Origin of the sequence: Actinoplanes sp. NBRC 101535, assembly GCF_030269225.1 — a bacterium.
Lineage (GTDB): Bacteria > Actinomycetota > Actinomycetes > Mycobacteriales > Micromonosporaceae > Actinoplanes > Actinoplanes rectilineatus.
Genome location: NZ_BSSY01000001.1, coordinates 1052902 through 1067597 on the forward strand (window position 1 = coordinate 1052902; position 14696 = coordinate 1067597).

Genomic DNA, 14696 nt, shown 5'->3' on the forward strand with positions numbered 1-14696 from the left:
AGCGCCGCAACCGTGACTCCCCGCCGAGCCGTGAAGTTGGTGGACGCGTCGTGCGTTCGTGCACTCGTCGCTTCAGTGCAGTCGACCGCCCATGCAGTCGTGTGGATGCGCGCCAGCTGCATCTCTGCATTCCGTGCGGTCGTGCGGTCGTGCGGTCGTGCGGTCGTGCGGTCGTGCGGTCGTGCGGTCGTGCGGTCGTGCGGTCGTGCGGTCGTGCGGTCGTGCGGTCGTGCGGTCGTGCGGTCGTGCGGTCGTGCGGTTCAGGAAACGAGCGGTGATGGTTTTGGTTACCGCTTGTGTTGCTGGCGTTACGTGTGGGTGGGTCCGTGGCGTAGATCGCTCGGGTGCGGGACGGTTTCAGCGGAGTTGCCGATGTTCGGCGGCTGGGTGGTGGGCCGGGGTGGCCGGACGGGTCACGATGATCACGCGGATGGCTGGTGGGTGGTGGGGGCCCGGACGGGTTCGATGGGCGGCGACGTCCGTGTCGGGACGTCGGTGACCTGGGGAGAACAAGTGATGGACGAGGCTCTCGTGGCCTACAACGCCGGCCGAGTGGACGGGGCCGCCGGGGTCCGCGACGCGCAGATCGCCGAGGACCCGGAGATCGGTGCGGACTACCGGATCGGGCTGCTGGACGGGCGTATCGCTGCTTTTCACCTGATCTCCGAGATTCGTGACGTTATGGGCGTCGAGGGATCGTTCTTCGAGAAGCCCGACGAGTCCTGATACTGGTCAGCCCGCAGCCCGCAGCCCGCAGCCCGCAGCCCGCAGCCCGCAGCCCGCAGCCCGCAGCCCGCAGCCCGCAGCCCGCAGCCCGCAGCCCGCAGCCCGCAGCCCGCAGCCCGCAGCCCGCAGCCCGCAGCCCGCAGGGCGGTGGCCAGCCGGCGTCTGCCGTCGAGATTTGCGTCTGATGTCCGGCTTGCGGCGTCGATACTTGACGACTGAAGGGCGGCTCAACGCTTGGCGGCCGGTGTGAACGCCTGAGGTGTTGACGTTCGATGGCCGACGTCAACACCTGACGGCGTGGCCGTTGTGTGTGGCCGTCGTCGTCGACGTTCGATGCTGATGGTGGACGCCTGAGGACGGCGTCGACCTGCGACGCCCGAACCTGACGACTGACGACTGACGACTGACGACTGACGACAGAAGCCTGATGAACTGACGACCGGCGTCCGCTGACTGACGGCTGGCGGGTGCTTCCGGCGTTTGGGTGGATGGTGGGCTGCGTATGTTGAGTGTCTGATCAACGTTCACAAACGCTGGTACCAGTCAAGTGACCCGGCGTTATCACCCTGGAAACAAAGGATGGTCAGTCCCGAAATCAGGTCTTAGGACTCTTGCACCGATGGCGGCACAGGATGTGGGGATCGGATGACCGAGGGTGCAGCACTGGCCGGCTTCACCGTGGCGGTGACCGCGGAGCGACGCCGTACCGAGATGGCGGCACTGCTGGAGCGGCGCGGCGCACGGGTCGTGACCGCTCCGGCGATCACGATCATCCCGCTGATCGACGATGAGGCGTTGCACGCGGCGACCGCAGCCTGTATCGGGCTGGAACCGCATCTGGTCGTGGCCACCACCGGGTTCGGGTTCCGTGGCTGGCTGGAGGCGGCCGAGGGCTGGGGCCTGGCCGAGAAGCTGCGCGAGGTGTTCGGTAAGGCGCGGATCGTGGCGCGCGGGCCGAAACCGTGCGGGGCGATCCGGGCCGCCGGGCTCACCGAGGAGTGGGCGGCGAAGACCGAATCGTCCGAGGAGGTGCTCAGCCGGCTGCTGGCCGAGGGCGTCGCCGGGCTGCGGATCGTGGTGCAGGAGCACGGCGAGCCGCAGGTTGCGTTCGTGAACGCGCTGCGGGCGGCCGGCGCGGCCGTGGTCGAGGTGCCCGTCTACCGGTGGGCGATGCCCGCGGACACCGCCCCGGTGCGGCGGCTGACCGAGCAGGTCGCAGCCGGGCAGATCGACGCGGTGACGTTCACGAGTGCGCCCGCGGTCAAGGCGTTCCTGCGGATCGCGGGCGATGCCGGTGCGGATGTGGCCGGCGCGTTCGCCTGCCGGACCCTGGCCGCCTGTGTCGGGCCGGTGACCGCCGCGCCGCTGGTCGAGCAGGGGGTGCCGGTGGTGATGCCGGACCGCTACCGGCTCGGCGCGCTGATCAAGACGGTCACCGACGAGTTGCCCCGGCGGGCGGTGCGGCTGAACGTCGCGGACACCACCCTGGAGGTACGCGGCCACGCCGTTCTCATCGACGGCGTGACCCACGCGCTCGCCCCCGCGGCGATGGCGATGCTGTCCGCACTGGCCCGCCGTCCCGGCGCGGTCGTGTCGAAGGATCAGCTGGCCGCGGCGTTGCCCCGTGGCACCGACGGGCACGCGGTGGACGTGGCGGTGGCCCGTCTCCGGCAGGCCCTCGGTTCCGGGCGGCACATCGAGACGGTCATCAAACGCGGCTACCGGCTGCGCCTCGACGAACCGTAGGCCGGCACCGGGAAGCGAACCGTAGGCCGGCACGAGAAGCGAACTGCGGGCCGGCACGAGGAAGCGAACCGCGGGCCGGCACGGAGAAGCGAACCGTGGACTCACCCCAAGAGCCGAGCAGCCCGAACCAGAGAAGAACGAGCCGCGAAGCACGGCGCTGTGCTTCGACCCGTACACGATGACGGCTCGTCAGAACCATCCAGTGAGCCTGATGCCTTGCCGGGCCGCTCCCGTCCGAACCCATCCGGGCCTCGCGGGGTCACCAACCCTCGCGAGAAGCCGGGGAGCTCCTGAGGAGACGACCGTGACGCACACCCCTGCCCTGATCGCCGTCGCGCACGGCACCCGCTCGCCCGCCGGACGCCGGCAGATCCAGGAACTGGCCGCCGCCGTGGCGCGGCGCAGGCCCGGTCTCGACGTCCGGCTCTGCTATGTCGACGTGCAGGAACCCAAGGTCGCCGACGTCGTGCCTGATGTCGACGATGCGATCGTCGTGCCGTTGCTGCTGTCCTGCGGCTATCACGTGCGGGTGGACATCGCCGAGGCGGTGGCGGGCACCGGTTTCCCGGTGACCGGGCCGCTCGGGCCGGACCCGGTGCTGCTCGACCGGATGATCCGTGATCTGCCGGACGCGGACGCGGTGGTGCTGGCGGCGGCCGGCTCGTCGGATCCGCGGTGGCGCGCCGATGTGGAGGCCGTCGCGGCCCGGATCCCCGGCGGAGCGACCGTCGCCTATACGTCGGGGAGCGGCCCGCGGGTGGCCGACGAGGTGGCCCGGCTGCGCGCCGAGGGTGCCCGGACCGTCGCGATCGCCGCATATCTGCTGGCCGAAGGCTTGTTCTACCGTTCGCTGCTGTCCGCGGGGGCGGACGCTGTGACCCCGCCGCTGTGTCACGACCCGGCGGTGGCCGACCTGGTGCTGCGGCGCTACGACGCGGCGGCTGTTTTCACAACGCCGGTCGCGGCGTTGTAGGGAAAACCGAACACCGGCGACACGGTCAGGCGTCCTCCGAGGTAACGGCGGACCTCCAACCTGGGGGAACGACACCTCCGGGAAGGGACCTCATGACGCAACGACTGGTCGTCATCGGCAACGGCATGGCCGGAGCCCGCACGGTCGAGGAGATTCTCGCCCGTGGTGGTGACTTCACCGTGACGATGTTCGGTGACGAGCCCTACGGCAACTACAACCGGATCATGCTGTCCAATCTGCTGGCCGGTGTGGAGACCGAGGAGGGCATCTTCCTCAACGATCTTTCCTGGTACGCGGAGAACGGCGTCACCCTGCACACCTCGACCCGGATCGAGCGCATCGACGCGGAGTCCCGGACGGTGCACGCCGGCGACGGCAGCGTGACGCCGTACGACAAGCTGATCATCGCGACCGGCAGCAGTGCCTGGATCCCGCCGATCACCGGGATCAGCCGGCCGGGACGCGGCTATCACCAGGGCGTCTTCGCGTTCCGTACCCTCGACGACACCCGCCGGATGATCACCTATGCGCGGCGGCACGAGCGGGCCGTGGTGATCGGCGGCGGGCTGCTCGGCCTCGAGGCGGCCCGCGGCCTGCAGAGCCACCTGAGCAGCGTGACCCTGCTGCACGCGGCCGGTCACCTGATGAACGCCCAACTCGACGAGGTGTCCGGGCGGATGCTGCAGCAGAGCGTGGAGCAGAAGCTCGGCATCGAGGTGGTCTGCGACGCGATGACCACCGAGATCCTCGGCAAGTCCGAGGTGACCGGCGTGCGGCTGGCCGACGGCCGGGTCATCGACTGCGACATCGTGGTGGTGGCGGCCGGCATCCGGCCGAACACGGCGGTCGCGGCGGACAGCGGCCTGCCGGTGGAGCGCGGCATCGTGGTCGACGACCAGATGCGGGTCGCCGGGTACGACGACGTCTACGCGGTGGGGGAGTGCGCGCAGCACCGGGGCGAGTTGTACGGGCTGGTCGCGCCGCTCTGGGACCAGGCGAAGGTGCTCGCCGACCACATCACCGGACATGTCGACGTGATGTATCAAGGTTCGAAGACGTCGACCAAGCTCAAGGTTGCCGGTATCGACGTCGCGTCGATGGGGCTGAACGCGCCGGCATCCGACGACGACGAGGTGATCGTCTACAGCGAACCCACCCGGGGCATCCACAAGCAGGTGATCATCCGGGACGGGGTGCTGGTCGGTGCGACCCTGGTCGGCGACAACAGCAAGGCGTCGAACCTGATCCAGTTGTTCGACCGGGGGCTGGCGCTGCCGGAGAACCGGGCCGAGCTGATGTTCGACATCGGCGGCGCGGTCGAGGCGTCCGTCGAGGAGATGCCGGACGACGCGCAGGTCTGCAACTGCAACGGGGTGAGCAAGGGTGCCGTCTGCGGCGCTGTCGCGTCCGGGTGCAAGACGGTCAGCGGGGTGATGGACAAGACCCGCGCCGGCAAGGGGTGCGGCACGTGCAAGCCCCTGGTCCAGCGGATCGTCGAGTGGGCGAACGGCGGCGCCGCCGAGGAGGATCCGGCGGCGTCCTGGTACGTCCCGGGCGTACCGATGCCGAAGCCCGAGCTGATGGCGGCGATCCGGCGCTTCGAGTTGAAGAGTGTCTCGTCGGTCTTCGACAAGCTCGTTCCGGGCGCGGTACACGACGCCAAGAGCAAGATGGGTCTCGCGTCGCTGCTCAAGATGATGTGGGCCGACGAGTACGTGGACGAACGCGACGCCCGTTTCATCAACGACCGTGTCCACGCGAACATCCAGCGCGACGGCACGTTCTCGGTCGTACCGCAGATGAAGGGCGGTGTCACCACCCCCGCCCAGCTGCGCAAGATCGCCGACGTGGCGGAGAAGTACGACGTGCCGATGGTCAAACTGACCGGCGGCCAGCGCATCGACCTGCTCGGCATCCCCAAGGAGCAACTGCCGGCGATGTGGGCCGACCTGGACATGCCGTCCGGGTACGCGTACGCCAAGAGTTTCCGCACCGTGAAGACCTGCGTCGGCTCGGACTACTGCCGGTTCGGGGTCGGCGACTCCACCGCCCTCGGCATCGCCCTCGAGGAGCGGTACCAGGGGCTCGAAGGCCCCGGCAAGATGAAACTGGCGGTGACCGGGTGTCCGCGTAACTGCGCTGAGGCGTACTGCAAAGACCTGGGTGTGGTCGCCATCGACGGCGGCAAGTGGGAGATCTACGTCGGCGGGGCGGCCGGCGCCCACATCCGCAAGGGCGACCTGCTCGCCACGGTCGGCTCGGCCGACGAGGTCATCGTGCTGACCGGCCGGTTCCTGCAGTACTACCGGGAGAACGCGAACTGGCTGGAGCGGACCTACACGTTCGTGCCGCGGATCGGCATCGACCGGATCCGGGAGATCGTCGTCGACGACACGGACGGCATCGCCGCCGCCCTGGACACGGCGGTCGAGGTGGCCGTGCAGGCCTACCGCGACCCCTGGAAGGAGCGGGCCGAACCGGCCACGCCCGGCCAGTTCCGCAAATCCCTGCCCTTGACCGTCCTCCCCCAGGTTCCGGTGCGCGCATGATCCTCTCCACTGCCGTCGTCCTCGGTGCGCTGGCCGACATCCCCCTCGGCGAAGGCCGCACCTACACCGTTCAAGACACCATGATCGCCGTGTTCCGGCTGCGTGACGGCTCCCTGCGCGCGGTCGACGCGGTCTGCCCGCACAAGGGCGGCCCGCTCGCCGACGGCCAGATCGACAACCGTATCGTCGTCTGCCCGCTGCACCTCAACTCCTGGGACCTCGCCACCGGGTGCTCCCAGTCCGGCCAGCCCGCACTCACCGTCTACCCGGTCCGGGCCGACGGCGACCACATCATCCTGGGAGACTGAACATGACCGCTGTGGTGTCCGATGCCCGGCCCGCCGCGTCGACCGTCGGCGGCCATTGGATCGACGACTGGCGACCCGAGGATCCGGCGTTCTGGAACAACGGCGGCGCCACGATCGCCCGCCGCAACCTGATCCTCTCGATCTTCTCCGAGCACATCGGATTCTCGGTGTGGACCCTGTGGTCCGTGCTGGTGCTGTTCCTCGGACCCGCGTACGGGATCGACCCGGCCCAGAAGTTCCTGCTCACGGCGGTGCCGACGCTCGTCGGCGCGACGCTGCGGATCCCGTACACCTTCGCGGTGGCCCGGTTCGGCGGACGCAACTGGACGGTGATCAGCGCCGCCCTGCTGCTCGTCCCGTCGGTCGCGGCCGCCTTCCTGATCAAGCCGGGTGTCTCGTTCGGCACCCTGCTGATCCTGGGCGCCCTGGCCGGTGTCGGCGGCGGCAACTTCGCCTCGTCGATGGCGAACATCAACGCGTACTACCCGGACCGGCTCAAGGGCTGGGCACTCGGCATCAACGCCGGCGGCGGCAACCTGGGCGTCGCCGCGGTCCAGCTGGTCGGCCTGTTCGTCCTGGCGGTCTTCGGCGCCGGCTCGCCCGGCATCGTGGCCGGCGTGTACATCCCGCTGATCGTGATCGCGGCCGTCGGCTCGGCGCTGTACATGGACAACCTGAGCCAGGCCCGCAACGAGAAACGGGGCATGCGCGACGCCGCCAAGGAATCGCACACCTGGGTCATGTCGGTGCTGTACATCGGCACGTTCGGTTCGTTCATCGGGTTCGGATTCGCCTTCGGCCAGGTGCTGCAGGTCCAGTTCGCCGAACAGTTCGACACGCCGATCAAAGCGGCGTACCTGACGTTCCTCGGACCGCTGCTGGGCTCGTTCGTCCGGCCGGTGGGCGGCGCGCTGGCCGACCGGCTCGGCGGCGCCAAGGTGACGTTCGTCAACTTCATCGGCATGGCGATCGGTGCGTCGATCGTGCTGGTGGCGGCCCAGCAACGGTCCCTGCCGCTGTACATCGTCGGATTCATCATCCTGTTCGTGTTGAGTGGACTGGGCAACGGATCCACCTACAAGATGATCCCGGCGATCTTCCGCCAGAAGTACGCGGGCGACGACCACCAGGCCCGCCGCATCTCGGGAGCGGTGATCGGCATCGCGGGCGCGGTGGGAGCAGTCGGTGGGGTGCTGGTCAACCTGGCATTCCGGCAGTCGTTCCTGACGTACAAGGACGCGGACGCGGCGTACATCGCGTTCATCGCCTTCTACGCCCTCTGCGTACTGATCACCTGGGCGGTCTATCTGCGCCCGGCGGCCCGCACGAGGATCGCCGTCTGAGCGGTTCTGCTCTTCACCGGGTGGGTTCGGGCCTTCATCGCCTGAACCCACCCGGTTCCCTTCAGGAAAGGGTCAGGGAATCGCCCATACCGGTGCGCTGATAGAGCAGGCGGCGGCCGTCCCGGACCGGGGCGACCAGTCCGGAATCGCGCAGCGTCGTCAGATGGTGGGAGGCGGTCGCGGGGGCTATCGCCAGGTGGTGGGCGACCTCGCCGGTACTGTGCGGGGCTGCGAGCAGCGTCAACACGGCCGCCCGGGTGGGGCCGAGCAACGCGGCGAGCGCCGGTGACGGCCCCGGCCGCGGGTCGGAGGCCCAGAGATTCCCGTGGCCGGCGGGGGCGTAGAGAAGAGCACGGCCGTCCGCGGCGGAGGCGATGCTGAAGATGTTCCCGGCGGCGAAAGCGGTGGGCAACAACGTCAGGTCGTGCCCCTCCAGGGACCATTTACCGTGCTTGTCGGGGTACCCGATCCGAATGGCGGCGCCGTCCCACACGAGCCGGGGATGCAACGAGGTCAGCATCGTGCGCGGTCCGCGTTCGGCGGCGGCGCGGGAACGGGCGGCGACCTCCGACGCGACGTGGGCGCGCAACAAGGGCCAGAGCGGTGCGATCGCAGTCTCGAAATAGTCGCGCAATTCCTCGATCAAAACCGCCGTCTGGGTACGCGGAAAGCGCACGAAACCCTGAATCTCCGGCGGCGGTTCGTGTCCCGCCCAGCCCGCGGTGACCTGCTCGACGATGGTATCGAGGGGCGTCGCCGCCAGGAGCCGCAACTCGTCGTCGAGGGTGGGGCGGGAACCGCGGGGAACAGGGTTCAGAAAATCCGGCGCGTAGTGGTGCGGCCCGAAGAGGACGGCGGAGAGAACCGGCCACCGCGGCAGCAGCGGCGTGACCCGGCGACGCCACGAGTCATGCATCCACGCGCCCGGCCCCCGGTCGCGCAGCACGAAGGCGCCGGCCACGATCTCGGCCATCGGCGAGTGCGCGAACCGGAGCCCGGCCACGTCCGCGGGCCCGAACTCCACTTCGATCACCCATCCATTCGACCACGTCCCACCAAGCCCCTCCACGCTCGCCGGCCCGGCCCGGCCCGGCCCGGCCCGCCCATCTCAGCTCGGCCTGGCCCAGTTCGGCTTGGCCAAGTTCCGCCCAGTTACGCCCATTTCCGCCCAGTTCCGCCCGGCCCGGCCCGTCGATCTGGTCGTGCAAGGCTGGTCGTGCAGGGCTGGTCGCGCCTAGTTTTGTGCTTGCTTGATCGAGTAGCTCTGATCGCCTTACTTCGATCGCCCGACTTCGACCGGTTCCGCGGGCGAGCCGGCTTGGACGGGTTCGGCGGGACAGGCGCGCCGGGTCGAGCGCAGTCATGCCCGGTGAGGAGTAGTCACGCCTGGGCGAGGCGGTAGGGGCACCCGAAAACATGATCGGGTGCGGACACCGTCATTTTTGCGGTGGTCGGCGTACCCGTTGTGGTGATCGGGTGCGGTGGCTGCGGTTCGGCGGGGTGTGAGGCGGTCAGCGCACCCGATCACGGGTTCGGGCGCGTCCGGCGTCCGGCGTCCAGCGTCCGGCGTCCGGCGTCCAGCGTCCGGCGTCCGATGTCCGGCGTCCGGCGTCCGGCGTCCGATGTCCGGCGTCCGGCGTCCGATGTCCGGCGTCCGGCGTCCGATGTCCGGCGTCCGGCGTCCGGCGTCCGATGTCTGACGTCTGGCATCCGGCGTCCGGTGTCCGCGGTGGGCGCTCCCAAGTCCGTGATCGGGTGCGCCTGTCGTCTTGCTTGTTGTGATCGGGTGCGGCTGCCGTTCTGCTTGTTGAGAACGGGTGCGGCTGCCGTCCTGCCAGTTGTGGTTGGGGGCGGCCACCGTCCGACTGTCGTCCTGGGCGGGTGCTCTGACCGTGCTGGTCGGGTGCTCTGACCGTGCTGGTCGGGTGCCCTGACTGTCGCGCTCGGGTGCGGGTGCTGTGTCTCCGGGGCGCTGGTCGGGCGGTGGGCGGGCGGTGGGCGGGACTGGATTCGAGCGTGGTCGAACGGTTATCGGGTGGGGCGTGGGGTGCCTACGGTTCGGGGCATGCGACGTACCCGATTGGGCCGGGCCGGGCTCAGTGTCAGCCGCCTCTGTGTGGGGACCATGAACTTCGGCTGGCAGATACCGGAGACCGAGAGTCATGCGGTGCTGGACCGTGCGACTGAGATGGGCATCGACTTCGTCGACACCGCCAACATGTACGGCGACGAGGGTGGCGGCCTGACCGAGACGATCATCGGGAACTGGTTCGCGGCGAGCGGGCGGCGGGACCGGACGGTGCTGGCCACCAAGGTTTACGCGCCGATGGGGGACGGGCCCAACGACCGTGGACTGTCCGCCCGCAACATCGTCGCCTCCTGCGAGGCTTCGTTGCGGCGGCTGCGTACCGAATGGATCGATGTTTATCAAATGCACCACGTTGATCGGGAGACCTCGTGGGAAGAGGTCTGGCAGGCGATGGAGACCCTCACCCTGCAGGGCAAGATTCGGTACGCGGGATCGTCCAACTTCGCCGGATGGCACCTGGCGCGGGCGCAAGCCGTTGCGGACCGGCGGAACTTCCTCGGGGTGGTGTCCGAGCAGTGCAAGTACAACCTGCTCACCCGGCATGTCGAACTGGAGGTGCTGCCGGCGGCGAGTGAGTTGGGCATCGGGATCCTGCCGTATTCGCCGCTGCATTTCGGGGCGCTCTCCGGTGCGCTGCGCAAGGAGCGGGAGGGTGCCGGCGGGCGGAGTGTGCTGCACGCGCCGGAACGGGTCGAGCCGCACCGGGCGGCGATCAGCCGGTACGAGGAACTCTGCACCGACATCGGCCTCGACCCGGTGACGGTGGCGCTTGCGTGGCTGCTGTCCCGGCCCGGCGTCACCGCACCGGTGATCGGGCCGCGGTCGGCCGGGCAACTGGATCTGGCGGTGGCGGCTGTGGAGACGGAGCTCGACGCGGCGACCCTGCAAGCCCTGGACGCGATATTTCCGCCGGTGGGGAACGGGGGACCGGGCCCCGAAGCGTGGGCCTGGTGATCACCCGATCGTGATTCGCGTGTCGCCACGGTCACCCGTGGTCATGATCTTATGGTCGCCTTGTCCGTTAATAGGGTCTTATTTACGGAAAGGTGAGGTCATGAGTAAGCTGACGCGCGCTCTCGTGCTCACGGGCGTCGCGGTGACCGCGGGGCTGTCCGTGGCCGGCCCGGCCGCGGCGTCCTCGGCGACGGCCCCGGCGGTGTCGGACCGGTCGCAGGCGGCCGGTCCTGCTGGTCAGGGGAAGCCCGCTGGTCAAGCCGGTCAGGGGAAGCCCGCCGACCGGGAGCGCTTCATCGGGTTCTTCCCGGGGCCGCGCACCTGTGAGCGGTACGGCCGGGAGGGCGAATGGCGCCACCGGTGGGACGACTACGAGTGCTTCTACGTCCGACGCGGCCCGCATCGCGGGGAGTGGGGACTGAAGGCCTTCTGGGACTGGGACGGCCCGCACGGCCCCGGCCCCGGTGGTCCGGGTGGTCCGCCGCACGGCCCGTGGGACGGTCCCGGCGGCCCGGGTGGCCCCGGTCCGTGGGGTGGCCCGGGTCCGGGTGGCCCCGGTGGTCCCGGTCCGTGGGGTCCCGGTGGTCCGGGTGGACCGCCGCCCCCGTGGAAGAAGAACTGAACCCGCCAGAAGCAGAACAGCAGTAGTGACGTAGCAGGTAGTAGTGAGGTAGCAGGTAGTAGCAGGGATCGATCGGCCGAGGGCCGCACCCACGGGGGGTGCGGCCCTCGGCCGTTCGCCGTGTTCCCACCCGAGTTGCCGTGTTCCCTCCCGAGCCGGTCGGTGAGGCGTGGGCCGGTCGGGCGGGTTCCGTGCGGGGCGAGCCTGATCCCGTACCGGAGTGTGCCCGGTGGCGCGAGTGTCCGGTCCGGTCGGCGGGAAAGGGCTTACCGGCAGCGGGTTTTCATGTTCTCCGAGAGGTGCACCTGACCGCACCTACGATCGGCATATCCGCTCATGGATGTCTATTACGGAAAGGTCAGGTAAATGAAGAAGATGACACGGGGGATCGTGGTTACCGGCGTCGCGGCTGTGGCGGGGCTCGCGATGGCCGGTCCGGCGGCGGCTTCCCCGGCCGCGCCCGCGGACCCCGGCGCGGCCTCGCAGTCCGGCGGAGCCGTGCGGTCCGACGCAAGGACGGCTCCCGGTGACTGGGTGCCGACCGGTTCCTTCTGGGGACTGGTCGGCTGCAACCAGGCAGCGGACGCAGTCGCCAAGCAAGTGCCGCTCCTCGACGCCAAGTGCCTGCAGAATCTGCTCGACCCTCGCCGGTTCGACCTGTTCGTGTTCCCGCTGCTCGGCGGCCAGTTGCCGCAGATTCCGGGAGTGTCCGGCGCCCCGTCCCTGGGTAACCTGCCCGCCCTGCCGGTCTCGACCGGTGGTCTCGGAGGCGGTCTCGGCGGCGGCGGTCTCGGCGGCGGTCTCGGCGGCCTCACCGGCGGCATCGGCGGTCTCGGCGGCGCCACCGGCGGTCTGGGCGGTGCCACTGGTGGCCTCGGTGGTGCGACCGGCGGACTTGGTGGTGCGACCGGTGGTCTGGGCGGTGCCACCGGCGCTGTCGGAGGTCTCACCGGTGGCCTCGGCGGCGGGGCTGGTGACGTAACCGGTGGCCTCGGCAACGCGCTCCCGGCCGGTGTCACGCCGGGCGGCCTGCCGGCGCTTCCCGCTGTTCCGGCCCTCCCGGCAGCCGCGAAACCGGCTGTGCCCGCTGCCGCAGAGGCCGCTGCGAAACCCGCCAGCATCCCGGCGGCAGCCGCGGCCGCGGCCAAGCCGGCCGGTGTGCCCGCGGTGCCCGCCGCCAAGCCGGGCAGCCTGCCCGCGACGGCCAAGTGACCCTTACGCTCCTACAGATCACTGTCGATCGGCCGGGAACCGTGCGCCTGGAGCGCCGGGCTCCCGGCCTCTCGTTCAGTAGGGGAGCAGCCTGCCGGAGAACACACGCACGCGACACCCCTTCACATCTACTGTGGTGGATGGCAGCGTGTCCGCATGAGATGGAGACGCTCGATCATCGCGCCGCTCGTCGCGGCCCTCGTGGCGGCCTCGGCGGGACCCGCCGGTGCCGCGGCCGCGCCGAAACTCGGTTACCTGGATCCCGGCGGTCAGCCCCGCCTCGTGGAGAAGGTGCCGGTCAACGTGGTCTTCGTCGGCTACGAGCCGGAGCAGGTGGCGAAGCAGCCGTTCCTCGCCGAGTTGGCCACGGGTTACGAGCCGGTCGTGCGTTCCCGCCTGTGGTACGGCGAGACCGAGAAGCTCGGCATCACCTACAAGTACGACTATAAACTCACGTACACCGATAAATCGTACGAGAATGGCTTCTTCACCCAGCTGAAGAAGATCGCGGAGCCCGCGCCGCTGACCACCTACCAGCAGGCGTACAACGACCAGGAGAACAACGTCCTGGACATCGCGGACAACCACACCATCGACGCGCCCAGCGTGGAGAAGTGGCTGGCCTTCCACCCGCCGGCCGGTGTGGACACCCGCCGCAACACGGTCTTCTTCATCAACTGGTACGGGCGTGCCGACTTCCAGCACCACGTGTACACGAAGACCGGCGAGCCCGACCCGGACACCGGCTACGACTTCGGTGTCAACCGCGACTCCCGCAAGCTGATCGCGTGGGGCGGCACCACCGCCGACGACGAGGAGACCGGGCTCGGCAGCACCCGTCGCGTCTGGTTCCACGACCTGTCGGCCGGTCCCGAGTCGTGGACCAGCAACTACGACGTGGACAACCGGGATCTCGACGGTGACGGTGTCGAGGACTACCGGATGCCGCCTACCTGGGAGTACACCGCGGACGGCTACCGGCCGCTGTCCGCGCTCGCCGGCGACCTCGGGAAGATCACCCGCTATGTGGCGCTGAACCTGCTGTTCACCACGTCGCCGATCTACCCGGTGGAGCTGCCCGCCGACACCCCGCCGAAGTCGATCAACCTGGACGACAACACCTACGAGGGCTGGCCGGGCGTCGACGCCTCGGCCGAGTACACCACTCCGGCACTGCTGGTCCAGGAACTCTCCGAGCTGCGCTGGCGCAACCGCCTCGACTACGACACCCAGGATCTGGAATACGGCGCCAAGGCCGAGGAGTGCTACGTCGGTCTGCTCGCCGACGAGTCGTGCTACCCGGAGAGCGGCTACCCGGCGTTCGCCAACCTCTACCTGTACAACCGGGAGCACATCGACGCGATCCTGGACGACGAGGGCCGCGTCGACTACGAGGTCCCGATGATCAACTATGCGGTCGGGGCGGGAGTCGGCGTCCCGGCGCTGGGCTTCGCCGACGACGACTACGTCAGCGGCGACCAGACGTACGTGTTCTCCTTCATCTCCCCGGAGGTCGTCGCGTCCGGGTACGGCCTGACCACCACCCAGATCCACGAGGTCGGCCACCACCTGGGGCTGAGCCACCCGCACGACGGGTACGACAGCGCCACCGGCGTCGACTACTCGCCGGCCAACGAGTTCCTGTTCGCGGGCGCCGGCGACGAGAACAACTCGATGATGAGCTACATCGACCTGAACTGGGACTTCAGCCAGTTCGACCGGGACAACAGCGACCGGTTCCTGACCGCCGCGTACTGGGAGGCGGCCAACCGGCTCGCCGCCACGGTCCCGGCCGGCAAGGGCCGGACGGCGCTGCTGACCGCGGACGGACTGCTGGGCCTGTCCGCGACGGCGTTCGCGAAGCACGACTACCGGTCGGCGTACGCGCTGGCCGAGAAGGCGTACGACACGGTGTCGGCGATCCCGGGCGTGGACCGGGCCGGCGTGGCGGCGACGGCGAAGGCCGAGGCGGACGCGGCACGGCGCACCACCGGCGTGCACGACCCGCACGAGTTCATCGACACGCTGTCCCCGGACAGCCCCCGCAGCCAGCCGTAACCCCGGGTCGGCTGTAACCCCGGGTCGGCTGTAGCCCGTGGCCGGTCGTAGCCCGTGGCCGGCTGCGCGGACGGAACCAGTCCGCGCAGCCGGCCACCACGAAGAGCCCCGAGCGC

The 14696-nt window shown here is 69.6% G+C and carries 11 protein-coding genes; 10 read left to right on the forward strand and 1 reads right to left on the reverse strand.

Going from position 1 to position 14696, the window contains the following annotated elements:
• Positions 1–516: 516 nt before the first annotated feature.
• The 6 genes from QSK32_RS04600 (at position 517) to QSK32_RS04625 (ending at position 7645) form a co-directional block, all read left to right on the forward strand.
• Positions 517–726 carry a hypothetical protein gene (locus tag QSK32_RS04600; RefSeq protein WP_045747879.1) on the forward strand — a complete coding sequence of 70 codons (210 nt, stop codon included), beginning with the start codon at positions 517–519 and terminating at the stop codon, positions 724–726.
• A gap of 645 nt (positions 727–1371) precedes the next feature.
• Complete coding sequence (locus tag QSK32_RS04605; protein ID WP_045747870.1) at positions 1372–2472, forward strand: uroporphyrinogen-III synthase; 1101 nt, start codon at positions 1372–1374, stop codon at positions 2470–2472.
• A gap of 304 nt (positions 2473–2776) precedes the next feature.
• Positions 2777–3445 (forward strand): sirohydrochlorin chelatase, encoded by a 669-nt coding sequence (locus QSK32_RS04610; protein ID WP_045747871.1) that lies wholly within the window; start codon positions 2777–2779, stop codon positions 3443–3445.
• A gap of 92 nt (positions 3446–3537) precedes the next feature.
• Entirely contained in the window at positions 3538–5994 is a 2457-nt protein-coding gene (nirB, locus tag QSK32_RS04615; protein WP_285471274.1) for a nitrite reductase large subunit NirB, read from the forward strand.
• On the forward strand, positions 5991–6302 hold the full coding sequence (locus tag QSK32_RS04620; RefSeq protein WP_285471275.1) for a Rieske (2Fe-2S) protein: 312 nt from the start codon (positions 5991–5993) through the stop codon (positions 6300–6302). The genes nirB and QSK32_RS04620 overlap by 4 nt, the downstream gene beginning before the upstream one ends.
• 2 nt (positions 6303–6304) lie before the next feature.
• Positions 6305–7645, forward strand: a complete 1341-nt coding sequence (locus QSK32_RS04625; protein WP_045747874.1) for an MFS transporter — start codon at positions 6305–6307, stop codon at positions 7643–7645.
• 61 nt (positions 7646–7706) lie between these two features.
• Here QSK32_RS04625 and QSK32_RS04630 read toward each other — a convergent pair whose 3' ends face one another.
• Positions 7707–8678, reverse strand: a complete 972-nt coding sequence (locus QSK32_RS04630; protein WP_285471276.1) for an ArsR/SmtB family transcription factor — start codon at positions 8676–8678, stop codon at positions 7707–7709.
• Between the two features lie 1032 nt (positions 8679–9710).
• Between QSK32_RS04630 and QSK32_RS04635 the strand changes: the two genes are divergently transcribed.
• From QSK32_RS04635 to QSK32_RS04650, 4 genes are all read left to right on the forward strand, one after another.
• On the forward strand, positions 9711–10688 hold the full coding sequence (locus QSK32_RS04635) for an aldo/keto reductase (RefSeq protein WP_285471277.1): 978 nt from the start codon (positions 9711–9713) through the stop codon (positions 10686–10688).
• 100 nt (positions 10689–10788) lie between these two features.
• Complete coding sequence (locus QSK32_RS04640) at positions 10789–11310, forward strand: hypothetical protein (protein WP_169792502.1); 522 nt, start codon at positions 10789–10791, stop codon at positions 11308–11310.
• A 366-nt stretch (positions 11311–11676) separates the two neighbouring features.
• Positions 11677–12522: a hypothetical protein gene (locus tag QSK32_RS04645; RefSeq protein WP_285471278.1), complete on the forward strand. Its 846-nt coding sequence runs from the start codon at positions 11677–11679 to the stop codon at positions 12520–12522.
• 156 nt (positions 12523–12678) lie between these two features.
• The gene (locus QSK32_RS04650) at positions 12679–14580 is read left to right on the forward strand and encodes a zinc metalloprotease (RefSeq protein ID WP_052720922.1); all 1902 of its coding nucleotides are present in this window, start codon (positions 12679–12681) and stop codon (positions 14578–14580) included.
• Positions 14581–14696 lie beyond the last annotated feature (116 nt).